This is a genomic window from Amycolatopsis sp. WAC 01416 (assembly GCF_003947485.1).
GTDB lineage: Bacteria > Actinomycetota > Actinomycetes > Mycobacteriales > Pseudonocardiaceae > Amycolatopsis.
The window spans coordinates 360,688-378,264 of record NZ_QHHX01000005.1 but is presented as its reverse complement, the minus strand read 5'-3'; the positions used below and the strand labels follow the sequence as shown (position 1 = coordinate 378,264).

The 17,577-nt window shown below is 69.2% G+C and carries 22 protein-coding genes; 13 read left to right on the top strand and 9 right to left on the bottom strand.

All coding sequences use genetic code 11. From position 1 onward, the window contains the following. The first annotated feature begins 1 nt into the window (after position 1). Entirely contained in the window at positions 2-484 is a 483-nt protein-coding gene (locus tag DL990_RS19015) for a GNAT family N-acetyltransferase (protein WP_125799438.1), read from the top strand. A 115-nt stretch (positions 485-599) separates the two neighbouring features. Here the strand turns inward: DL990_RS19015 and DL990_RS19010 are convergent, their stop codons facing one another. Continuing rightward, positions 600-1,103, bottom strand: coding sequence for a hypothetical protein (locus tag DL990_RS19010; protein WP_199746464.1), 504 nt, complete (start codon positions 1,101-1,103; stop codon positions 600-602). Between the two features lie 409 nt (positions 1,104-1,512). Here DL990_RS19010 and DL990_RS19005 point away from each other — a divergent pair, with 409 nt between their 5' ends. Together DL990_RS19005 and DL990_RS19000 are read left to right on the top strand one after the other, a co-directional pair. Next, positions 1,513-2,439, top strand: coding sequence for a diacylglycerol kinase family protein (locus tag DL990_RS19005; RefSeq protein ID WP_125788393.1), 927 nt, complete (start codon positions 1,513-1,515; stop codon positions 2,437-2,439). Between the two features lie 273 nt (positions 2,440-2,712). Then, positions 2,713-2,967, top strand: coding sequence for a WhiB family transcriptional regulator (locus DL990_RS19000; protein ID WP_026466945.1), 255 nt, complete (start codon positions 2,713-2,715; stop codon positions 2,965-2,967). Between the two features lie 319 nt (positions 2,968-3,286). On the opposite strand, the gene DL990_RS18995 is transcribed toward DL990_RS19000, so the two are convergent. After that, entirely contained in the window at positions 3,287-4,810 is a 1,524-nt protein-coding gene (locus DL990_RS18995) for a sensor histidine kinase (RefSeq protein WP_125788392.1), read from the bottom strand. A 106-nt stretch (positions 4,811-4,916) separates the two neighbouring features. Between DL990_RS18995 and DL990_RS42420 the strand changes: the two genes are divergently transcribed. Next, on the top strand, positions 4,917-4,991 hold the full coding sequence (locus DL990_RS42420; protein ID WP_369299112.1) for a 50S ribosomal protein bL37: 75 nt from the start codon (positions 4,917-4,919) through the stop codon (positions 4,989-4,991). Positions 4,992-5,058: 67 nt separating this feature from the next. On the opposite strand, the gene rsrA is transcribed toward DL990_RS42420, so the two are convergent. Both rsrA and DL990_RS18985 read right to left on the bottom strand, forming a co-directional pair. Then, positions 5,059-5,382: a mycothiol system anti-sigma-R factor gene (gene rsrA / locus DL990_RS18990; RefSeq protein WP_034305173.1), complete on the bottom strand. Its 324-nt coding sequence runs from the start codon at positions 5,380-5,382 to the stop codon at positions 5,059-5,061. Next, positions 5,379-6,017 (bottom strand): sigma-70 family RNA polymerase sigma factor, encoded by a 639-nt coding sequence (locus DL990_RS18985; protein ID WP_125788526.1) that lies wholly within the window; start codon positions 6,015-6,017, stop codon positions 5,379-5,381. The genes rsrA and DL990_RS18985 overlap by 4 nt, the downstream gene beginning before the upstream one ends. A gap of 190 nt (positions 6,018-6,207) precedes the next feature. Here DL990_RS18985 and ybaK point away from each other — a divergent pair, with 190 nt between their 5' ends. Then, positions 6,208-6,684, top strand: coding sequence for a Cys-tRNA(Pro) deacylase (gene ybaK, locus DL990_RS18980; RefSeq protein WP_125799437.1), 477 nt, complete (start codon positions 6,208-6,210; stop codon positions 6,682-6,684). Positions 6,685-7,044: 360 nt separating this feature from the next. After that, the gene (locus DL990_RS18975; RefSeq protein ID WP_125788390.1) at positions 7,045-7,608 is read left to right on the top strand and encodes a hypothetical protein; all 564 of its coding nucleotides are present in this window, start codon (positions 7,045-7,047) and stop codon (positions 7,606-7,608) included. Here the strand turns inward: DL990_RS18975 and DL990_RS18970 are convergent. Both DL990_RS18970 and DL990_RS18965 read right to left on the bottom strand, forming a co-directional pair. After that, on the bottom strand, positions 7,558-8,166 hold the full coding sequence (locus DL990_RS18970) for an alpha/beta family hydrolase (protein WP_125788389.1): 609 nt from the start codon (positions 8,164-8,166) through the stop codon (positions 7,558-7,560). The two genes, DL990_RS18975 and DL990_RS18970, sit on opposite strands and share 51 nt — an antisense overlap. Next, positions 8,163-8,921, bottom strand: a complete 759-nt coding sequence (locus DL990_RS18965; protein WP_125788388.1) for an SOS response-associated peptidase — start codon at positions 8,919-8,921, stop codon at positions 8,163-8,165. The genes DL990_RS18970 and DL990_RS18965 overlap by 4 nt, the downstream gene beginning before the upstream one ends. A gap of 100 nt (positions 8,922-9,021) precedes the next feature. Between DL990_RS18965 and rsgA the strand changes: the two genes are divergently transcribed. The 5 genes from rsgA to DL990_RS18940 all read left to right on the top strand — a co-directional run bounded on the left by rsgA (position 9,022) and on the right by DL990_RS18940 (position 13,736). Next, positions 9,022-10,032, top strand: a complete 1,011-nt coding sequence (gene rsgA / locus DL990_RS18960) for a ribosome small subunit-dependent GTPase A (protein ID WP_125788387.1) — start codon at positions 9,022-9,024, stop codon at positions 10,030-10,032. 60 nt (positions 10,033-10,092) lie between these two features. Further along, positions 10,093-10,989 (top strand): hypothetical protein, encoded by an 897-nt coding sequence (locus DL990_RS18955; protein WP_125788386.1) that lies wholly within the window; start codon positions 10,093-10,095, stop codon positions 10,987-10,989. 253 nt (positions 10,990-11,242) lie between these two features. Next, positions 11,243-11,923 (top strand): hypothetical protein, encoded by a 681-nt coding sequence (locus tag DL990_RS18950; RefSeq protein ID WP_125799436.1) that lies wholly within the window; start codon positions 11,243-11,245, stop codon positions 11,921-11,923. A 73-nt stretch (positions 11,924-11,996) separates the two neighbouring features. Further along, positions 11,997-12,791, top strand: a complete 795-nt coding sequence (locus DL990_RS18945; RefSeq protein ID WP_125799435.1) for a hypothetical protein — start codon at positions 11,997-11,999, stop codon at positions 12,789-12,791. Between the two features lie 60 nt (positions 12,792-12,851). Beyond that, a complete protein-coding gene (locus DL990_RS18940) occupies positions 12,852-13,736 on the top strand; it encodes an NAD(P)-dependent oxidoreductase (RefSeq protein ID WP_125799434.1) in 885 nt (294 codons plus the stop codon). 77 nt (positions 13,737-13,813) lie between these two features. Here DL990_RS18940 and DL990_RS18935 read toward each other — a convergent pair whose 3' ends face one another. Together DL990_RS18935 and DL990_RS18930 are read right to left on the bottom strand one after the other, a co-directional pair. Further along, complete coding sequence (locus DL990_RS18935) at positions 13,814-14,305, bottom strand: hypothetical protein (protein ID WP_125799433.1); 492 nt, start codon at positions 14,303-14,305, stop codon at positions 13,814-13,816. Next, positions 14,302-15,708 carry a wax ester/triacylglycerol synthase family O-acyltransferase gene (locus tag DL990_RS18930; protein WP_125788381.1) on the bottom strand — a complete coding sequence of 469 codons (1,407 nt, stop codon included), beginning with the start codon at positions 15,706-15,708 and terminating at the stop codon, positions 14,302-14,304. Before DL990_RS18930 ends, DL990_RS18935 begins: the two co-directional genes overlap by 4 nt. Before the next feature lie 34 nt (positions 15,709-15,742). Between DL990_RS18930 and DL990_RS18925 the strand changes: the two genes are divergently transcribed. Further along, entirely contained in the window at positions 15,743-16,522 is a 780-nt protein-coding gene (locus DL990_RS18925) for an RNA methyltransferase (RefSeq protein WP_125799432.1), read from the top strand. Here the strand turns inward: DL990_RS18925 and DL990_RS18920 are convergent. After that, complete coding sequence (locus tag DL990_RS18920; RefSeq protein ID WP_125788379.1) at positions 16,497-16,901, bottom strand: HAD-IA family hydrolase; 405 nt, start codon at positions 16,899-16,901, stop codon at positions 16,497-16,499. The two genes, DL990_RS18925 and DL990_RS18920, sit on opposite strands and share 26 nt — an antisense overlap. A gap of 112 nt (positions 16,902-17,013) precedes the next feature. Here DL990_RS18920 and DL990_RS18915 point away from each other — a divergent pair, with 112 nt between their 5' ends. Beyond that, positions 17,014-17,517, top strand: a complete 504-nt coding sequence (locus tag DL990_RS18915; protein WP_125788378.1) for an Rv3235 family protein — start codon at positions 17,014-17,016, stop codon at positions 17,515-17,517. Positions 17,518-17,577: the final 60 nt, after the last annotated feature.

Here is a 17,577-nt window from a genome sequence, read left to right as displayed (position 1 = left end):
AATGGGCGACGACCGCATCCGGCGTATCCGCGAAGAAGACGTGGACGCCGTCGTCCAGCTCGTCTACGACCTCGCCGAGTTCGAACGCGCCCCGGACGAATGCCACCTCACGCCCGAGCAGCTGCGCACGGCACTGTTCGGCGAGGCTCCCGGCCTGTTCGGGCACGTCGCCGAGGTCGACGGCGAGATCGTCGGCTACGCGCTCTGGTTCCTCAACTTCTCCACCTGGCGCGGCGTGCACGGCATCTACCTGGAGGACCTCTACGTCCGCCCCGAGCAGCGCGGCTCCGGCCTCGGCAAGGCGCTACTGGCCACCCTCGCGGCGGTCTGCGTCGAGCGCGGCTACGCCCGCCTCGAATGGTCGGTGCTCAACTGGAACCCGGCGCAGGGCTTCTACAAGTCCCTCGGCGCGGTGCCGATGGACGAATGGACCGTCGACCGCCTCACCGACGAACCGCTGAAGGCGCTCGCCGCCCAGGTCTAGCGTGAGCGAAGGCGTAACTCACGTGATCAGGGACGTAACTCACGTGATTGGACGCCGCACTCGAAGTTACGTCTCCAATCACGCGAGTTACGTCTCTGATCACGCGAGTGCGGAGTCAGGAGTCCCGCTCCTCGCGTTCGCGACGCGCAGCACGACCCGCGGCGCCGTCGCGCTCGGCGGCCTCCTCCTCGCTTTCGCCGTCCTGCATCCCGAGCGCCCACGCGCGCGAAGGGCGGCGGAACAGCAGCACGATGACGGCGACACCGATCAGCGCGAGCGGCACTCCCCACAGCGGCTGCCCGGACGGGCCCGCGCCGTACCAGCCGACGCCGACCAGGATCAGCGCGACGACCACACCGGGCGAGCGAGCCCACGTCTTCCCCATCGCCAGGCCGACCGCGCAGGCCAGCGTTCCGGCGGCGAGGACGAGGTAGTAGGCGACCTCGGCCAGCAGGTTCTCCGGTCCGGCCTGGCCGTTGACCAGGAGCAGGATCGCGAACACGATCAGGGCGAGCCCCGGCAGCGCGGTGACGGCCCCGGCGAGGCGGACTTCACGGGGCGCGGGCGAGAGCTTGTCTGCGATGGACACGGCGAAACAGCCTTCCAGGCTTCCGGTCACGGCGCTCCACCAGGGCGGGTCACCGTACGTGAGCGCTTTCGATCGTATGCCACCCGGTCGGCCGGTTTCCCCGGACCGCCGTATGGGAAGAATTGGAGGCGTCGTCGATGAGCGGGCGGTCGGCCCGGGTGCACTTGTCACGACACGCTGTCATTCACCGGCAGTGAGGAGGGACGCCCGCCACAGGGGTCATAAGGTCACGCGCGCGTTTCTTGGCGGCCGGAGGCCTCGGATTTGCGAAGATCGGGCCGCTGACACGGCCAAGTGAGTCGTCAGTCGACGCCGCGGCCCGGCTTCGGAAATCCGAAAGCGCGCGTTGAGCGACACTGCCTCGAGGACGCGCGTGCCATTGAGCTTCGCGTCACCTGACGCTCCCCTCTTCGGGCCGAAGAGGCTTACCCTGCGGTATGTGCGTGCCATCCTCGTCGTGAATCCCCAGGCCACCTCGACCACCGCCGGTGGCCGTGACGTGCTGGCGCACGCACTGGCCAGCCAGGTCAAACTCGACGTGGTGGAGACCGACTACCGCGGCCACGCGATGGCCGTCGCCCGGTCCGCCGCCCGTGACGGGATCGACCTGGTGGTCGCCCACGGCGGCGACGGCACGGTCAACGAGGTGGTCAACGGCCTGCTCGCGGACGCCGACGGCGATCCCGCGAAGGTGGGCGACGTCCCCATGCTCGGTGTCGTGCCGGGTGGCTCGGCGAACGTCTTCGCCCGCGCGCTGGGGATCGCGCACGATCCCGTGGAAGCGACCCATCAGCTTCTCAACGCCATCGAGAACGACCGGAGCCGCAAAGTCGGCCTCGGGATCGCCGACGGCCATTGGTTCACCTTCAACGCCGGCCTCGGCTGGGACGCCGACGTCGTCGGCAGGGTGGCCAAGCGACGGGGCAAGCAGACCACCGCCGGGCTCTATCTGAGGGCCGCCGTGGTGTCGCATCTGCGGCCTCCGCTCGGCCGTCCACCCCTCACGGTCCGGATCCCTGGCGAAGAGCCCACCGAAGTGCTGACCGCTTTCGTGTCGAACACCGATCCGTGGAGTTACCTGGGGGACCGTCCCGTCCACCTCAACCCGGGCAGCTCGTTCGACACCGGACTGGGCCTTTTCGCGTTGAACGGTCTGGGATTGCCCACCGTGTTCAAGCATGTACGGCAGGCATTGCTCACGAAGAGCAACCAACGCGGGCGACGTCTCCTTCGTCACGATGACCTGCCGATGATCCGCATAGACGCTGCTGAACCGGTAAACTTCCAGGTGGACGGCGACCTCGTCGGCCAGCGGAAGAGGGTGGAGTTCTTCAGCGTCCCGGGAGCACTGACGGTAATCGTCTGACGACCGGACCGCTGATCGCCTGCGGCAAAGTACGACCTGCCGCTCATCGACGCAGAACCTCCGCTCACCGCATCGGCCTTCCCTTCGGGAGGCTGTTTCGGAACGAAACCGCAGGTCAGAAGCGTCGCTCGGCCGGGTGAGCTGACTCACCGATCTTCAGAAAACCCTTGTCGAAACGGGTGCTTCGTGAAAGCATTCACAAGCACCCAAAAAAACGACCGCCATGACGACTATGGCGCGGAGTACCGCGCCGTTATGAAGGAGCTCAGAAACATGGACTGGCGCCATGACGCGGCCTGCCGAGACGAGGACCCCGAGCTGTTCTTCCCGGTGGGAACCAGCGGTCCTGCTCTGTCGCAGGTAACTCAGGCGAAATCCGTGTGCCACCGCTGCACCGTCGCTTCCGACTGCCTGGCCTGGGCTTTGGCCAGCGGGCAGGACGCAGGCGTCTGGGGCGGGATGAGCGAGGACGAGCGACGGGCCCTGAAGCGCCGTCGTACGCACATCGGCACGCGTACCTCTGCCTGAGTCTTTCGGACTCAGCACGCTTCATCGTATTACTCACAACTGAGCAAGACCCCAAGCTTCGGGAAACTCCTGCGGCGCAGTGGCTGTATGGCCCTGCGTCGTGAGGTGACACGTACCCGACTTGAGCTTAACAAGCGAGGCCGACACACCCTCACGGGGGTATGGCTTCGCTGGACTTTCCCAAGTCCTCCCGCGGAACCGTTACAGGGCCGGCGCCAACTTTCTCTTCGGGCGCCGGCCCTAAAACGTGTCCGGGTAAGACTGTCCACAAGGGACGATCAAAAGCGACAGTCCACACCGGACGCCGTGGCGGTGGAGCTCACAGCCGTCGCGACAACGGGATCCGCAGGGCCGCTTCGGTTCCCGCACGGCGGCCGACGGTCTCCTCGGATTCCCCGCGCAGCCCACGGATCGACAGCGATCCGCGCAGTTCCGACTCCACCAGGGTCCGCACGATCTGCAACCCGAGGCCATCGCTGCGTTCCAGCGAGAAACCCGAGGGCAGTCCGCGCCCGTTGTCGCGGATGACGACGTCGAGCCAGCGGGCCGAGCGTTCCACCTCGAGTTCGACCTTGCCCGGCCGTCCGCCGGGGAACGCGTGCTCGATGGCGTTCTGGACCAGTTCGGCCAGCACCATCACCAGTGGCGTCGCGATCTCGGCGACGACGACTCCGAACGAGCCCTTGCGCGAAAGCCCGACCTGCGATTCGGCCGTCGCGACCTCACCGACCATCGGGAGGACGTTGTCGAGCAGTTTGTCGAGATCGACCCGTTCGTCCACCGAGATGGACAGCGCCTCGTGCACCATCGCGATCGAAGAGACCCGGCGCACGGATTCGCCGAGCGCGAGCCGCGCCTCCTCGCTGGAGGTCCGGCGCGACTGGAGCCGCAGCAGCGCGGCGACGGTCTGGAGGTTGTTCTTCACCCGGTGGTGGATCTCACGGATGGTCGCGTCCTTCGAAAGGAGGGCGCGGTCACGGCGCTTCACTTCGGTGACGTCGCGCACCAGCACGAGCGCGCCCGCGGCCTGCCCGGCGGGGCGCAGCGGCAACGCACGGAACAGCACGACGGCGCCGCGGCGGGAATCCGCCTCCGTGCGGCTGCTGGGCTTGCCGTCGAGCGCTTCGATGATCCGGTGCGAAACCTCGGTCGCGTCGAACGGGTCACGGATGAGCGAGCGGGTCAGCGGCGCGAGGCGCTGCCCGACCAGGTCGGATTCGTGCCCCATGCGGTGATACGCCGACAACCCGTTCGGGCTGGCGAAGACCACGGTGCCGGTCGGATCGAGGCGGATGAGGCCGTCGCCGACCCGCGGGCTGGTGTGCGTGTCCGTCTGGTTCCCCGGGCTGGGGAAGGTGCCGTCGACGATCATCTGGCACAGGTCGCCGGCGCTGCCGAGGTAGGCGATTTCCAGCGGGCTCGGCACCCGCGAGGCCGCGAGGTTGGTCTCGCGGCTGAGGATGGCGATCACCGTACCGGCGAACACCACCGGGATGGCCTCGCGGCGCATCGGCAGGTCGCGGTACCAGTGTGGGTCCTCTTCGCGGCAGATCCGCACCTCGCGGCTCGCCTTCGCCAGCTGCGGATGCTCGTCGACGGTGAACCGGGAGCCGACGACGTCCTCCGGATGGGCGGTCGGCGCCGTCGTCGGGCGCGCGTGCGCGACGCAGACGTAGTCGCCGCCGTCGGGCTGAAGTTCTTCCGAGACGGCGACCCAGAGCAGGAAGTCGGCGAAGGACAGGTCGGCCAGCAGCTGCCATTCGGCGACCACGGTCTGGAGATGATCCGCGGCCTCACCGGACAGGCCGGTGTTCTCCGCGAGCAGATCGGAAAGAGTGGACACGTCCCCATCCAAGCAGGGTGAGGGCCGCATGACACACTGGAGAGGTTGACCCTGGCCCAGCGGTGTCGTACCACCCCGCGAGGGCCACTCGGACGAGGAGTGAAACATGTCGAAGCGCGCCCGCAAGCGTCGCGACCGTAAGAAGAACGGCGCGAACCACGGCAAGAAGCCCAACTCCTGATCATTCGATCAGACGACGAAGGCCCCCGCACCGATCCGGTACGGGGGCCTTCGTGTGTCCGGGGGCTCTACTCGAAGGTCTGCTCGATCTTGACCTCGGTGCGTTCGATGGTGATCGCGCCCTTGGTCTGCACGGTCTGGCGGATCGAGGCCCGCAGCCGGGACTTGAGGTCGTCCGGCGCGTGGTCGCCACCGCACTTACGGGCGAGCAGCTGCTTGATGTGCTCGTCGATGCCGTATTCCTCGAGGCACGGCGGGCAGTCCTCGATGTGCTTGCGCAGGGCGGCGTCGCGCTCGGCGCTGCACTCCTTGTCCAGCAGCAGGTAGATGTCGGCGAGGGCTTCCTCGCACCTGACCTTGTCGTCCGCGCCGGCGCAGTAGTCCTCGCTCATCGCCCCGCCACCTCCTGTTGTTTGCCCGCGCGGATGAAGCCCCGCTCGCGGGCGACATCGGCGAGCAGGTCACGGAGCTGGGCGCGGCCGCGGTGCAGCCGGGACATCACGGTGCCGATGGGCGTGTCCATGATCTCGGCGATCTCCTTGTACGCGAAACCTTCGACATCGGCGAGGTAGACCGCGAGGCGGAACTCCTCGGGCAGCTTCTGCAGCGCTTCCTTGACGTCGGCGTCGGGCAGGTTGTCCATCGCCTCGACCTCGGCCGAGCGCAGCCCGCTGGAGGTGTGATTCTCCGCCTTGGCGATCTGCCAGTCGGTGATCTCCTCGGTGGGCTGCTGCACCGGCTGGCGCTGACGCTTGCGATAGCCGTTGATGTAGGTGTTCGTGAGGATGCGGTACATCCACGCCTTGAGGTTCGTACCCGCCTTGAAGGACGCGAAGGCCGCGTATGCCTTCAGGTACGTCTCCTGGACGAGGTCCTCGGCGTCGGCGGGATTCCGGGTCATCCGCATGGCGGCCGAGTACAGCTGGTCGAGCAGGGGCATCGCGTCCCGCTCGAAGCGCTCGGCCCGCGCGGCCGCCTCTTGGGCGTCCGTGCCCGTGTCCGGCGCGGGATTCTGCGTGCTCGGCAAACCGTTCCCTTCCCGATCGGCGTCGATGCGCTTGTGCGCATGAGACGTCGACGAGTTTACGCGCGGACGGATCACCTGGCCGCCCGGCGTGCGCGGGATCAGGATTCGGGGAGCTTCGAGTGTGGTGGACACGTGGCTTCCAACAGTGCGGCCCGGCCGGGCATTCCCGGCGCGCTCGTAGACTCCGCCCATGGCAGGCAAGGGAACCCCGGCGACGGCGCTGCTGGCGAAGCAGAAAGTGGCACACATGCTGCACGCCTACGACCACGACCCGCGGGCCGAGTCGTACGGCCTCGAAGCCGTCGAGGCGCTGGGGCTCGACCCCGCACGCGTGTTCAAGACACTGGTCGCCGAGGTCGACGGGAAACTGACCGTCGGCGTGGTCCCGGTCACCGGCCAGCTGGATCTGAAGGCGCTGGCGGCCGCCGCGGGCGGCAAGAAGGCGAAGATGGCCGACCCCTCGGCCGCGCAGCGCGCGACGGGATACGTGCTCGGCGGGATCTCGCCGCTCGGGCACCGGAGCCGGCTGCCGGTGGTGATCGACGCCTCGGCGGAGAAGTTCGAGACCGTGCACTGCTCGGCCGGACGCCGCGGCCTGGAGGTCGAACTCGCGCCCGGTGATCTGGTGCGGCTGACCGGCGCCGTCGTCGCCCCGATCGCGAGCTGAGCGATGTCGCCAAGCCCCTCCCGCAATTAGTCACCTACTTGCGATGGGTCGCTCACGCGCCTGCCGCAAGCCGAAGTACCTGAAGGGGTCCTTCACACACCGCTCGGGTACCTGCTGGCGCTGCTGGTGTTCCGTGAAGGCCCCCTTGAGGGACTCTGGGTCCCTCAAGGGGGCCTTCACAGAACGCGAACCGGACTCGGCGCAGTGCTGAGCGAAGCCCTGCCTCCCGCAACTAGTCACCTACTTGCGGTGGTCGCTCACCCTCGCGAGGGAGGAGGGTCGGTCCGCAGCGGGAAGATCACGCGGCCGCGCTCGGGAATCGTCATCGGCGAACGAACGACGATTCCTGGGAGCGACGAAATGACCGAGACCGTGTCCGGCGTACCGAGGTGGGCGAACCTCGCCGCCCACGCCACGCTGCTGGCGACGTTGCCGTCCGGGCTGTGGCGGATCGCGATGGGCCTCGGCGTCCCGGTCGGGTTCACCACACAAGGGCTGGCGGAGTTCGGCATCCCCGGCTGGGGCACGGCCTATGTCTTCGGCCTGAGCTTCCTCACCGAGGCGCTCGCGTTTCTCACTCTCGGGCTCGTCCGGCCGTGGGGTGAGGTGTGGCCGCGCTGGATCCCGGGGCTGCGTGGCCGCCGGATCCCGCCGCTCGCGGCGATCCTCCCGGCCGCCGCGGGCGCGCTCGCGCTGACCGGGCTGGGCGTCCAGGGGCTGTTCGGCTGGATCGAGGCCGATTCCTCGATGGCGCCGGGGACCAGAGAGGACTCGCCGGTCTACGACATCGTCATGGCGGCCTGTTACGCGCCGCTCCTGCTCTGGGGACCGTTGCTGGCGGCCGTCACCGTGCACTACGCCCGGCGACGGCTCTCAGGTGAGCGGCCGCAGCACACGCTCCAGCCACTCGGCGGCCGCGCGTGACACGCCTTCGAGGTCCGCGCTGAGGTTGTGGTCGCCCTTGAGCACCACGATCTCGTGATGCGGGCCCGCCTTGGGCAGGCCGAACGGGTCGCGCTCGCCCTGCACCACGAGTGTCGGGACCTCGACCGCGTCCAACTCGCCCTGCCGGGACTTCTCCGGCTTCCCCGGCGGGTGTTCCGGGAAGGCCAGGCAGAGCACCGCCACCGCCTGTCCCGCCGCGGCGGTCCGGCAGGCGACGCGGGCCCCGGAGGACCTGCCGCCGAAGACGATCGGGAGATCGTCGAAGTGTGCGGAGATCTCGTCGGCCACGGTGAGCCAGGCGGTGTCGAGCTGGGTGGCGGGTGCGGGAGCGCGGCGGCCCGCCACCCGGTACGGCTGTTCGACGAGCGCGACGTGGACACCGGCCGCCTGCGCCGCCCGCGTGACCGCGACCAGGTCCTTCGCGCCGATCCCGCCGCCGGCGCCGTGGCCGAGCATCAGCACCGCGATGCCCTCCTCGGCACAGTGCAGCTCGGCCCGCGCGGGGCCGTAGGCGGTGTCGATCTCCAGCTTCGTCATGACTTCGGCACGTCGAAGAGCGCGCTTTCCGCGGCGGGTTCGACGCGGTCCAGCAGCTGCGGGCCGTTGTTGCGGACGTTGTTGACCAGGCTGGACACCGGCCGCAGTTCGATCGTGTCGACCAGGTCCTCGGCGGGCGGGACGAGCAGGTCGGTGACGTCGGACCGGTCGGGGTCGAGCCAGGTGTCCCACTTCTCGCGTGGCATCAGCAGCGGCATGCGGTGGTGGATGTCGGTGAGCCTGCCGACCGAGTCCGTGGTGATCACGGAGAAGGTGATCAGCGGGTCGGCGTCCTTGTCGTCCTTCGGCCGCCAGGTCTCCCAGATACCGGCGAACGCGAGCGAGCCGTCATCCGGTCCGGTCATGAAGAAGGGCTGCTTCTCCTTGCCGTCACGCCGCCACTCGTACCAGCCGTCGGCGGGGACGAGGCAACGCCGCGCGGAGACCGCCTTCTTGAACGACGGCTTCTCCTTGGCCGTCTCGGCACGCGTGTTGATCATCTTCGAGCCGACTCCTGGGTCCTTCGCCCAGAACGGGACCAGTCCCCAGCGCATCATCCGCAGTGACCGGACCGCGGGCTCGTCCTCGAGCACCGCGCCGTCGGCGTCCCGCGGATGCCGCTGCACCACGGTGGGGACGTCCTTGGTCGGCGCCACGTTGTGATCGGTCCGGATCCGGCCCTCGGTCAGATCCACCGCGGCGAACTCGTCGATCAGCGCCGCGGGATCCTTGGTGGCGGCATAGCGCCCGCACATGCGAAAACCTCCTAATCAGAAGTCATCGTTACACGCTGACCATGGGTTGGCGAGTGGCATGGGATCATTCTTCCGCGGGACGCGAAGAGCAGGAGGCGGTTTGGCTGGCAAGGACTGGCGCAGGCTGGACGAAACCGACGTGCGGATCCGTCCCGGCAAGGGCACCAGGCCGCGCAGCAAACGCCGTCCCGAGCACGCCGACGCCTCCACGGCGATGGTCATCGGCAAGGACCGCGGGCGCTGGACCTGCGCGATCGACTCGGATCCGGAGCGTGTCGTCACCGCGATGCGGGCCCGCGAGATGGGCCGGGTCTCGGTCGTCGTCGGCGACACCGTCGGCATCGTCGGTGACGTGAGCGGCAAACCGGACACCCTCGCCCGCATCATCCGGGTGGACGAACGTTCCAGTGTGCTGCGCCGGACGGCGGACGACACCGATCCCTTCGAACGGGTGGTCGTCGCCAACGCCGAGCAGTTGCTGATCGTCACCGCGCTGGCCGATCCCCCGCCGCGCACCGGGTTCATCGACCGCTGCCTCGTCGCCTGCTACGCGGGGGGCCTCGAACCTGTCCTCTGCCTGACGAAGGCCGACCTCGCGAGCCCGGACGAACTCCTCGCCGGCTACGCGGGCCTCGACATCCCGGCCGTGGTCACCCGGCACGACGAGCATCCGGAGGAACTGACCGGGCGGCTCAAGGACCGGGTCACCGCACTGGTCGGGCATTCGGGCGTCGGGAAGTCCACTTTGGTCAACCGGCTGGTGCCGGACGCCGGACTGGCGACCGGCGTGGTCAGCGCGGTCGGCAAGGGCAGGCACACGTCCGTCGCGGCGGTCGCGCTCCCCCTTCCCGGCGGCGGCTGGGTGGTCGACACGCCGGGCATCCGCTCCTTCGGGCTCGCGCACGTGACCGCCGACGACATCGTGCTCGCCTTCGAGGAGTTCGCCGAGGCCGCCGAAGAGTGCCCTTCCGGCTGCGGCCACCTCGGCCCGCCTTCGGACCCGGACTGCGCGCTCGACGACGTGGTCACCGACGGTCACGCCAGCCCGGAGCGACTGGGCTCGTTGCGCCGGCTTTTGGGCTCCCGAGCTGGGCATGACGACGATCGGTAACTAATTCCGGCCTGGAGCGATAACCCGTTCGGATTAGATCAACTTTTCTGAGGGGTCCACTTGAAGCGCGTAACCACGCTCGCCGCCATCACCACGGCCGCCGTCCTGGCGCTGTCCGCCTGCGGTGGCGAGAAGCAGCCCGGCGCGGCTGCCCCCGCTCCTTCCGAAGCGAAGAGCATGCTTTCGTCACCGCTGGGCGACGCGGTCCAGCTGGCCGCTCTCACCAAGGAGAGCACGACGAAGGCCAAGTCGTCGAAGGTCTCCATGGAGGCCTCCTCCGGCGGCCAGACCATGACCGTGACCGGTCAGGGCCTGTATGACGGCGAGAACAGCAAGTTCTCGATGTCGATGGACAGCGACGGCAAGAAGATGGACATCCTGTTCGTCGACAAGGCGCTGTACTTCAAGCTCGACGCCGCCGACAAGGCGGAGATGAAGACCGACAAGGAGTACGTGAAGGTCTCGGCCGACGGCCAGGACCCGATGTCGCAGCTGCTCGGCAAGATGATGTCGAAGGCCGTCAAGGACAGCGACCCGTCCCGCACTCTGGAGCAGGTCGCGAAGGCCGGGAAGATCACGAAGTCGGACCAGGTCCAGCTGAACGGTGAGCTGACCAACCACTACGTCATCGACATCGAGGTCGAGAAGGCGATCGCGCTCGTCGTCGGCGAGGCCGGTGTGCCGCTCCCGCCCGAGGCGCAGAAGCAGATCGACGCGAAGCTCAAGGGCAAGAACGTCACCATCCCCACCGAGCTGTGGCTCAACGCCGACAACCTTCCGCTGCAGGTCACCATGGACCAGACCGCGTTCATGAAGGCCCTGGGCGCTCCCGGTGAGGGCTCGGCGAAGGCCACGATCAAGTACACCGACTGGGGCACGCCGATCACCGTCACCGCCCCGCCCGCCGACCAGGTCGGCGACCTGGCGGAGATCATGAAGAAGGCCGGCGGCCGGTAAGCGGCTAGCTGCTCGCACGCGTGAAGGCCCCCTTCCCACGGTTCAGCCGAGGGAAGGGGGCCTTCACGCGTTCGGCGAGCGGGGAGGGCGGCGGTGACGCCTCGGTACGGGTGGTCGTGAGTGGCGATTCGGGTTCTAACCCGAATCGCCACTCACGACCAACTTGACCCACCTCGCCCCGACATTCGGACGGTGGAAATTCACGCGACAGGCACTACGGTGGTGGTACAGACCATTCACCCGAGGGAGTCCTATGCGTGCCACCGGATTCGCCGTCGTCTGTACCGCTCTCCTACTGCTGGGCGGCTGCTCCGGTGGAGAGCAACCGGCGGCGCCACCCGCGCAGGACGCGGCGCAGCTGGCTTCGGCCGCCGCCGCGGGCACCCAGAAGGCGCGTTCGTCCAAAGTCGCGCTCGAGACCACCTCGGAGGACGGCCGCAAGGTCGTCGTCACCAGTTCCGGGCTCTATGAGGGTCCGAACAGCAAGTTCTCCATGGTCGCCGAGGTCGCCGGTGAGAAACGGGACCTGATCTTCGCCGACGGCGTCCTCTACTACCACCTGTCGGACGCCCAGCTCCAGGAGAACAGGGGCGGCAAGGAATGGGTCAAGATCACCGCCGACGGCAAGGACGCGCTCTCCGCGGCCAACGGCGCGCTGATGACGAAGGTCGTCGAGACGATGGATCCCACCCGCACGATCGACCGGATCGCGAAATCGGGCAAGGTCACCAAGTCCGGACCGGCCGACGTGAACGGCACGGCCGCCACGCACTACGTCCTCGATCTCGGCGGCGCCCCCGCCGAGGTGTGGCTGGACGCCGAGCAGCGTCCGGTGCAGGTCAGCGTCGACAAAGCCACGGTGAAGTACGAAAGCTGGGCTTCGGACGTGGTGATCATCGCGCCGCCGCCCGAGGCGGTCGGCGACAGCCGCTGAGCCGTTCCCCCGATCGGGGCGAGGTCCGCGGCTGTGTTTCGCTTGGGTGCCCGCACTGTGAAAGCAGGTCCTCATGCGAAGAACGGCCCTGTCGACCGTCGTGCTCGTACTCGGCGCGCTGCTCGGCGCGTGCGACGGCGAGACCGTCTCGTTCGCCGACGCCCGCGCGCTCGCCGACGGGGCCATGTCCGCCATGGACGGCAAGGCGGCGAAGTTCGCCACGGACGTCACGGCGGGCACGATGCGGTCGAAGAGCCAGGGGCAGGCGCGGGTCGCGGGGACGGGCACCGCACTGGCCATGACCACGGACTTCCTCGGCGAGGCGCTCGAACTACGGCTGGTCGACAAGACCGTCTTCGCCAAGGTTCCCGAGGCCGCCCGTGAGGACGTTCCCGGCGGAAAACCCTGGGTCAAGGTGTCCCCCGACGGCGCGGACCCGTTCTCGCAGGTCGCCGGCGGCAGCATCGACCAGCTGGCCAAGCAGAACGATCCGGCCCGCGCGCTCGACCAGGTCCGGCGGGCGGGCACGCTCACCGAATCGGGACACGCCGAACTCGACGGCGTGTCCGCCGAGCGCTACCGGCTCGACGTCGACATGGCCGCGCTGGGCGGTGACCTGCCCGCCGGGTTGTCGGCGGAAGCCGTCGGCGAGCTGCACGGCAAACTCGGGAAGATCCCCATGGAGGTCTGGCTCGACGACGCGCACCAGCCGCTGCAGATCGTGCTCGACCTCGCCCCCGTCCTCGCCGCTTCCGGCGTCCCGGACAGCGCGATGGCCCGGATCGTCGCGCGCTACCGCGAATGGGGTACGCAGGCCGACATCCAGGCGCCGCCGCCGGAGGAGATCGGGGAGATCCCGGCAGGCTGACCCGGTCACGTTCCCCGGACCCGTCTCGTCCCTCTTGTGAAGGCGACAGGAGGAATGAACATGCGCGTGATGGTGATCGGGGCGACCGGGGTGCTGGGACGTCCGCTGGTGCGTCGGCTGCTGGCCGATGGCCACGAGGTGAGCGGGCTGGCCCGCGGTGTGGACCGCGTCGCCGCGGTGCGGGCGACCGGGGCGAAACCGGTGCAGGGCTCGTTGTTCGACGTCGATTCGCTGGCAGGCGCGCTGAACGGGCACGACGCGGTGGTGAACGTCGCGACGCGGATCCCGGACGCGCGCCACGCGATGACGTTGTCCGGCTGGGCGGAGAACGACCGGGTGCGGATCAACGGCAGCCGGACCCTCGCCGACGCCGCCCGACGGGTCGACGAGCTGGGAATCGTGGTGCAGGAAGGGATTTCGTTCGTCTACGCCGACGGCGGCGACGAGGAACTGGACGAGGACGCGCCTCTCGCGCTGCGCGGCAACATCGCGTCTTCGACGGTTGCACACGCGAACATCGCGGAACTGGCGGACGAGGGCCGCACCGCGATCCGGCTGCGGATCGGGCTCCTGGTCGGAGACGACGCGATGACCACGATGATGCTGGCGGCCGCGCGGCGCGGTTCGCCGCTGATCTTCGGCCGCCGGACCGACTGGACCGCGCCGATCCACCCCGACGACGCGGCGGCGGGCGCGATCGCGGCGCTGCGGGCGCCGAGCGGCGTCTACAACCTGGCGGCGGATCCGGTGCGGAAGCAGGAACTCGGCGAGGCGATGGCCGTCGCGGCCGGTGTCCGGCGGCCGCGCGCGGTGCCGAAGTGGATGGCGAACCGGCTGGGCCTGATGTCGGTACTGGCGCGTTCGCAGCGGGTCGTCTCGACCCGGCTCACCGAAGCGACCGGCTGGCGGCCCGAACGCCCGGTGCCCGGCCCGTCCTGGTTCTAGAACCCTCGCAATTCGGCACCTGCTTGCGATCGTTGCGCGCGCAACGATCGCAAGCAGGTGCCGAATTGCGAGGGTGGCTACAGGAGTTCCAGCAGGAACGGGAGCTCTTGGGGCGCGTACCAGGCGAGTTCGTGGTCCTCGGCGTCGCCGAGGGTGAATTCCGCGTCCGGGTCGCCGAGGTCCGCCTGGTCGATCACCGCGGCGGCGGCCTGCACCGACTCCGCGGCCTCCGCGGCGTCGACGTGGATCGCGGCGACGTCGGCGATCTTCACCGGCCCGGACAGCCGGACGACGGCGGCGTCGAGATCCGGGCGCAGCGTGACCTCCTCGACGTCGGCCGAGATCACCACCCGCCGCGGCTCGGGCTTCTCCTCGGCCTCGATCAGCCGGAGCGACGCCCTGGCGGCGTCGAGCAGCGCGGCGTACTCGAGTTCTTCGTCGGATCCGCTGGCGTAGGACTCCCGCAGCGCCGGGGTCAGCGCGAATCCCGTGCCGCTGCGTGCCCGGAACTCTCCCGAGGTTTCGAGCTCACGGAGCATCGCGATCGTCGCCGGTAGATAGACCCTCACCAGTGCGCACCCTTCAGCTCTTCCAACGATTCCTCGATCATCCCGGCGAGCAGGTCCACATCGGACACGGCCTTGCGGTCGCCGTTCAGTCCGAAGTAGACACCCCCGTGATACGAGGTGACCCCGATCGCCAGCGCCTGATTGCGCACCAGCGGCATGACCGGGAACATCTCCACCATCTTCGCCTGTCCCGCGTAGAGCGGCACCTGCGGGCCCGGCGAGTTCGTGATCAGCACGTTGAAGATGCGCCCCGACATCGACCCGGCCGCCCGCGCGCCCAGCGAATGCAGCGTCGCCGGCGCGAAGCCACCGACCGTCAGCAGCCCGCGCGCGGCGACCGAACGGCCGGAGTCGAGGTGGTCCGCCATCGCGTGGCCGATGTGCTGCAACCGCAGGACCGCGTTCGGCTCGCCGACCGGGAGATCCACCAGATAGGCGTCGACCTGGTTCCCGACCAGGGCGGGCGTCGAGTATTCGGCCGTCTCGGCGTCGCGGACGGCCATCGGCACCAGCGCGCGCACGGTGGTCGTCGCCGTCAGGTTCGAACCGCGGGAGAGCAGCCATTCCCGCAGCGCACCGGTGATCGCCGCGAGCACGACGTCGTTGACCGTACCTCCGTGGTCCGCGCGGACCTTGCGGAAATCCTCCAGCCGCGTGCGGACCACGGCGAACATCCGGCCGCCGGAAGTGCGGACGTTGAGCGGCCCGGACGGCGCCGGATGCACCATCGTCTTCAGCGCCGACGCGACGTCGCCCACCGTTTCGGTGACCTTGCCCGCCATCGCGGTGGCGTCGTGGGCGATGGACCGGACGTTCTCCACCAGCTCCGTCGGCCGCTGCACGGTCTCGGCGACCGCGTCGAGGATCAGCTGGGTTCGGCTCGGTTCCCGGCGCGGATGCCAGTTGTCGTCGAACGGTTCCGGCTCTTGCGGGGTGGCGTCGAGGATCAGCTGGCCGAGTTCGATGGTGCCGAGCCCGTCCACGACCGACTGATGCGTCTTGGTCACCAGCGCGACGCGATCCCCCGCGAGCCCCTCGACGAAGTACGCCTCCCAGAGCGGCCTTCCCGGGTCGAGCCGCCTCGACATCAGCCGGGCCACGAGATCGAACAGCTGGCCGTCGGAGCCCGGCTGCGGCAGCGCGGACCGGCGGACGTGGTAGTTCAGGTCGAAGTCGACGTCGTCGACCCACACCGGCCGCGCGAGATGCCCCGGTACCTCCAGCACCCGCTGCCGGTAGCGCGGCAGGAACGCCAGCCGCTGCCCGATGAGGTCCAGCAGCTGCTCGTGGGTGAAGCCGTCGCGCGGTCGCTCGAAGACCGCCACTCCACCGACGTGCATGGGGGTCGAGTGGTCTTCCACGTACAGGAACGAGGCGTCGAGCGCGGAGAGGCGGTCGGGCATGGGCCGATCCTTACATAGTGGGACACTCGCCGGTGTGGGTGATGAGTCGGTGATCTCGCCGAAGGACCGGTTCCTGACGGTGTACGGGCGCAAACCGGTGCTCGAGGCGTTGGACGACGCGGCGCTCGAGGTGGACAAGGTGATTCTCGCCGACACCGTGCGCGGGCCGAACGCCGCCGAGATCGAGCGTGCTGCCAAGGCCGCCGGGGTGCCGGTGCAGCGGGCGAGCGCGCACCGCGTCAAGGTGCTGGCCGGCAACGGCAAACAGGACCAAGGGGTGCTGGCCGACGTCGTCGCCCCGCGAATGCGGTCGCTGCACGCGGCCCTTTCCGACGGCAGGCCGCCGTCGCGGGTGCTGCTGCTCGACGGAATCACCACCCCGGCGAACGTCGGGATGATCCTGCGCACGGCGACCGCCGCCGGGCTGGAAGGTGTCGTGGTGCCGCGGCGCGGGGTCGCCGCCCTCGACCCGATGGTGGTCAAGGCTTCGGCCGGGGTCGCGTTCCGCGCGCCGGTGCTGCGGTGCGGCAGCGCGCGCGAAGCGGCCGAAATGCTCACCGAAGCCGGATACGGCATCTACGCGCTGGGCGCTTCGGCACGCAGTTCGGTGTTCGACGTCGAGCTGCCGCAGCGCGCGGCCTTCGTACTGGGCGGGGAGACGAACGGGGTCGGCGCCGAGGTCGGCGAACTGGTGACCGAATGGCTGTCGATCCCGATGCCCGGCGAGGTCGAGTCGCTCAACGTCTCGGCCGCCGCCGCGGTGCTGTCCTTCGAGCTGGTGCGCCGGGCTACGGCTTCGGGAACAAAGCGCTGAGCTCGGTCAGCGTCTCCTCGACCGACGTGTGGTGCACTCCCGCCATCCCTGCCGACACCGCGGCGCGGACGTTGTGCGCCGCGTCGTCGACGAACACGCATCGGTCGGCGGGCAGGTCGAGCAACCCCGCCGTGAGCAGGTAGACCTCGCGTTCGGGTTTGGCCACGCCGACCTCGCCGGAGAAGACGAGCGCGTCGAAGAACGGGGCGAGCGACCGCTTGGCCTCGTCCGACGCGCCGGGAGCGTTCGACAGCAAGGCCGTTTTGATACCGCGCTCCCTGGCCGCCCGCAGATAGGCGTACAGCTCGTCCGCGCCGTCGTCCGTGAGCACCCCGACGTAGTCGATGACCAGCCCTTTCAGCACCGGCCCACCGTACACAAGCGATCACCGCACGGTTCATCCTCTCGGGCGGTTCCTGTCGCCGGTCGGCCTGCCACCGGTCCCTTACTTGCTGGGCGTGGCCGAGGGGGCCGCGGAGGGGGATTGTCTGATGGGTTCGTACGTACTGAGACGGCTTGAGCCATTCGAACCGCCGTACCGGATCGCCGGAAGGCCGGGCAGGGCGGTGCACCGGGTGGCGCCGCCGGACAACCAGCTCGTGCTCGATCTGCCGCTGTCCGGCGAAAAGATCGTGGAGGTACCGGAGCCACGGCCCGACACCCTGGACGGGCGGCAGGTCGGCAGGCTGCTGACCACCATCCTCGAAGCCTGCGACGGACGCCGTCCGGCGGTCCAAGTGCGGCCGATCCTCGACCCCGCGCTCCACAGCGCGCTGCTCGACCGGGGCCGACGCCGCCCACCGGGCGGCTACCGGCCGAAGTCGATCCACCTGTGCCATCCCGCGGACGGCGTCATCGAGGCCTGCGCGACCGTCGAACAGAACGACCGCTGCCTCGCCTTGGCCGCCCGCTTCGAGCGGACGCCGTCGGGCTGGGTGTGCACCCGCTTCCACCTGCTGAAGCCGCCGCGCCGGGTCTCCGCGCTCGCTGCCTGATGCGCGTGAAGGCCCCCTTCCCTCGGTTGAGCCGAGGGAAGGGGGCCTTCACGCGCTTGG